This is a genomic window from Treponema sp. R6D11, assembly GCF_054786075.1.
This window is the reverse complement of sequence record NZ_BDHD01000162.1, coordinates 1-3,805: the sequence shown is the minus strand read 5'-3', so window position 1 is coordinate 3,805 and position 3,805 is coordinate 1. Positions and strand designations below refer to the sequence as shown.

At 49.4% G+C, this 3,805-nt stretch carries 5 protein-coding genes; 3 read left to right on the top strand and 2 right to left on the bottom strand.

What is annotated here, in order from left to right; all coding sequences use genetic code 11:
* On the top strand, nucleotides 1–1,251 hold a 1,251-nt coding region (locus ACYVTD_RS10450), incomplete at its 5' end, for an EF-Tu/IF-2/RF-3 family GTPase (protein ID WP_461247715.1).
* Between the two features lie 187 nt (nucleotides 1,252–1,438).
* On the opposite strand, the gene ACYVTD_RS10445 is transcribed toward ACYVTD_RS10450, so the two are convergent.
* Nucleotides 1,439–1,990 (bottom strand): LuxR C-terminal-related transcriptional regulator, encoded by a 552-nt coding sequence (locus ACYVTD_RS10445; RefSeq protein WP_461247716.1) that lies wholly within the window; start codon nucleotides 1,988–1,990, stop codon nucleotides 1,439–1,441.
* Nucleotides 1,939–2,895, bottom strand: coding sequence for a sensor histidine kinase (locus ACYVTD_RS10440; RefSeq protein ID WP_461247714.1), 957 nt, complete (start codon nucleotides 2,893–2,895; stop codon nucleotides 1,939–1,941). The genes ACYVTD_RS10445 and ACYVTD_RS10440 overlap by 52 nt, the downstream gene beginning before the upstream one ends.
* Here ACYVTD_RS10440 and ACYVTD_RS10435 point away from each other — a divergent pair.
* Both ACYVTD_RS10435 and ACYVTD_RS10430 read left to right on the top strand, forming a co-directional pair.
* Nucleotides 2,882–3,463 carry a hypothetical protein gene (locus tag ACYVTD_RS10435; protein ID WP_461247713.1) on the top strand — a complete coding sequence of 194 codons (582 nt, stop codon included), beginning with the start codon at nucleotides 2,882–2,884 and terminating at the stop codon, nucleotides 3,461–3,463. The two genes, ACYVTD_RS10440 and ACYVTD_RS10435, sit on opposite strands and share 14 nt — an antisense overlap.
* Nucleotides 3,464–3,614: 151 nt before the next feature.
* Nucleotides 3,615–3,805: hypothetical protein (locus ACYVTD_RS10430; protein ID WP_461247712.1), on the top strand; the 191-nt coding region annotated here is incomplete at its 3' end.

The window sequence follows — 3,805 nt, the reverse complement described above, 5'->3', positions numbered from 1 at the left end:
CTTCGGCCGGTAAGTGCCGCGTTGGTCGTTCACCTCCCGGCGCCGGACAAAGTTAACCCCGCCGTGGGGCATCACCTTAAAAAAGAGGAAGATATAACCGTCCCCTACGATCCTAAGGGACAACCATTGGGGCTTGTTTTTAAGATTCAAAACGACAGGGAAGCCGGAAGCCTCTGCTATGTTAGAATGTACTCGGGTTCCATTCCGTCGGGCGGACAGGTTTACAATCAGGGGAAGAAGAAACGCGAAAGGGCGAACAGGATTTTACGGATGCATTCCAATAAATCGGAGCCGATGGACAGCTTAAGCGCGGGTGATATCGGCGTTATAATCGGGCTGAAACTGGCGCAGACGGGGGATACCATCGGGAGCGAAGGCTGGCCGGTTTTGCTTGAAAAGATGCAGTTCCCCGAACCCGTAATTTCCATTTCCATAGAGCCTAAGACAATTTCCGAACAGGACAAATTGAAGGACATACTCGCGATCCTTTCCAAGGAAGACCCGACTTTTACCATCAGGGAAAACGAGGAAACCGGACAGCTTATCATTTCGGGCATGGGCGAGCTTCACCTCGAAGTGCTTGTTACCAGAGTTTTGAAGGAATACAAGGTCGGCGCGAAGGTGGGAAACCCTCAGGTTACATACAGGGAGTCGATAAGCAAAACTGTCGAGCACGGCGAGAATTTTTCAAAAGTTATCGCCGGAAAGGAAAACGCCGCGGGAGTTACTTTGCGAGTTGAACCGGCCGCACGGGGAACGGGCAACAAATATGTTCTCGCATCAAAACAGGGAAAAAGCGAAGTGCCTCAGGAAATACTTGACGCCGTTGAGAACGGGGTAAAAGGCGCGTTTTCATCGGGCATCGTCATGGGCTACCCCTGTATCGATATTACGGCGACGGTTACGGGGATTCAGTATTCGGAACAGACGGGCACTCCCTTCGCCTTTGAAGCCTGCGCCAGCATGGCCTTTGACGAAGCGTGCCGGAACGCCTCGCCTATCCTGCTTGAGCCGATAATGGCTGTCAACCTTAACACCCCCCATGAATTTGTGGGAGAGGTGATGAGCCTTGTAACCCAACGCGGCGGGCAAATCCTTAACATGAACGCCAAATCGGATGCCGATGAAATAAAGGCGCAGGCCCCCATGGAAAAAATGTTCGGCTTTATGACAAGCCTTCGCAGTGTCTCACAGGGACGCGCGAGCTTCAGCTTGGAATTTTCCCATTTTGAGAAAAAATCTGAAAGATAAAGTTTTCCCGAAGACCTCACACAAAGAGCACAAAGGAAGAGAAGATCACTAAGGAAGAGGAATCAGGGGTTGTCGTTCGTAATCTTATCGTGAAGCTCACACATAACCTTCGGACAAAAACCTCCTCTTCCCTCTTTGTGTCCTTCTCCCCCTTCGTGTCCTTTGTGAGAAATCTTCTCGACCTATACTACAGTTTCTGCAATTCAAGACGTGAGTTGATGCCGGTTTTTTCATACACGCAGTGGAGGATGCTTTCTACCGTGCGGTAGCTTATGCCGAGACGGGCGGCTATCTGTTTGTTGGAAAGGCCGTCTTTTACATGGTTCACTATTTCAATTTCGCGCCTTGTAAGTAGGCTTATAAGATCGGTTACATTGTGCAGTTTTGCCTGCGCCGCTTCGTCAACGTAGACGGCGCCGCTTAGGGCTTTTTGCAGGGCATTTTCCAATTCGCTCTCACTGCGGCGTTTGCAGACATAAGCTTTCACGCCCATGCCAAGGGCGGCGCTTACATGGGCGTAATCGTCAAAACTGGAATATACCGCCATAACGGGAGAGGCTTTATCTTTCAACCAGGGGATAACGTCAAGACCCCAGCCGTCTTCAAGTTGAATGTCGAGTAATGCGATATCCGCTTGAACGCCTGACAGTAATTCTTTGGCACCCGCAAGAGTAGATGCGGTACCCATTACCTGCCAGCGGCCTGTTCCGTTAAAATAAGACGCAAGCCCCTCCCGCATGACCGGATGGTCTTCCACAATAACAAGGCGCGGTTTATCAGCCAATTATAGCCTCCGTAAATTGGGGGGGATAATTCAATTCTTACCATAAGGCCGTTGCCGCTTTCGCTGATAAAATCAATTTTTGCCCCCAAAATAGCCGCCCTTTGGCGGATGCTCCTTATGCCCAAACCGCCGCCTTTGGTAAAAATGTTTGGCACGCTTTGTATACCGATACCGTCATCGGAAACGCAAATCAAAATATGTTCCGCTATGCGCCGGACGACCAGAACAGCCTGCCCCGCCTTGGAATGTTTTTCGATATTGGTAAAAGATTCCTGAACCATGCGGTATATGTGCAGTTGGTCTTCCGGCCTGTAAGCCGAAAATGAAAGACCGTCCTCTATCGAACAGGCGCACTCAATTCCGGTACGCTTGATAAATTGCAGGCAAAGTTCCGTAAGAGAATCATTAAGGGAAAGACGGGTAAAATCGGGCGGCATCAGTTCCATGCAGATGGAGCGGATAAGGGCGGACACTTCATCGTCCCTGACAAGCGGAAGGACCGTATCGTGGAGTTCGCGGGAAACACGCCGCCGTTCCGCTTCCAGCCCTTCAACCGCCAAATGGGAAAAGGCGCGGCTTTGGGCTTCACGCTCGTCGGCGCGGCGCATGGAAATAAAAAGATAACAAAGGCAGAGCATGAGGACGGTAATGATAAAAACGAAGAGCCACACCAGACGGATATACATTCCAAGTTCGCCCGGCAGAGCGGCGGCGCTTTCTGCGTTTTCAAACGGCATATCATTACTGTAAGGGATTTTGTGTTGTTTTTCAATTTGTAAAATTATGATACAATGAGGCATGCGTAAAACGGTTATATTGTCGGTTCTTTGTCTTGCGGGGGCATTTTTGAATATTGCCATTCACGTACTCGCAAGACGGGCCGGGCTTCCCCTCTATCTGGATACGATTCTGACAGTAAGCCTCACTCTGGCGAGCGGGCTTTTTTGGGGCTTATTGACCGGGGCGTTAACCAACATAATCGAGTCTACGTTCTATTTTTCAGGCTGGGAAGGCTATCTGTTTGCTATCTGCAACATGGCGACAGCTCTGGTAACGTGGCTCTTTATCCGCTTTTTCCCACGCGAGTTAAGCCTGTCCAATAGACCGCCTGAAACAAGCCAAAACCCCTCAAGCCGCCGTCTGGCGGAAGCGATAAACCTGATGATCGTCCTTATCCTCCTTTCATTTTGCCTCTGCCTTGTCATAAGCGTTTTAGGCGGCGTCATTGCCTCTTTTATTCAAAGCATAGACCCCAACCTTTCGGTAAAACAGTGGTCTACGGCGGATTTAACCGCCACCATGTTCGGCCAAAATATTCCTGCGGTTCTGGCGGAAATACTGTCACGGATTCCCGTCAATATAATCGACCGCCTTATAACGGCTTTCGCAGGGTATGGAATCGCGCTGGGCATAAAAAGAATAATTTAACCCCCATTTTTTCGCATTTTTTCCTCAAAACTAAGTGGAACCACGCATGACAAGACTATCTAACCATTCTTAAAATTACCATAGCGGATTAGGCATTATTCCGCAAAAAATCCCGTATGGGGTTTTAAGTAAAGACAAAGGAGAAAAAGAAATGAAAAACTTTTTCAAAGTTTTAGGCGTTATCGCTCTTGTAGCGGTAATCGGATTCTCGATGGCGGCTTGCGGCAGCTATGATGATGATAGCGGCGGCGGCGGCAGTCTAGAAGGCGGCGGCCTTAGTGGAACATGGGTAAGCGATTGGAACGGCAATACAATTACATTTTCTGGCAAGTCTTATACTAT

Coding starts and splice junctions, on each gene's coding strand:
- ACYVTD_RS10445 (WP_461247716.1), bottom strand. CDS start 1,990: ATGCGGGAGGGGCTTGCGTCTTATTTTAACGGAACAGGCCGCTGGCAG.
- ACYVTD_RS10440 (WP_461247714.1), bottom strand. CDS start 2,895: ATGGCAATATTCAAAAATGCCCCCGCAAGACAAAGAACCGACAATATA.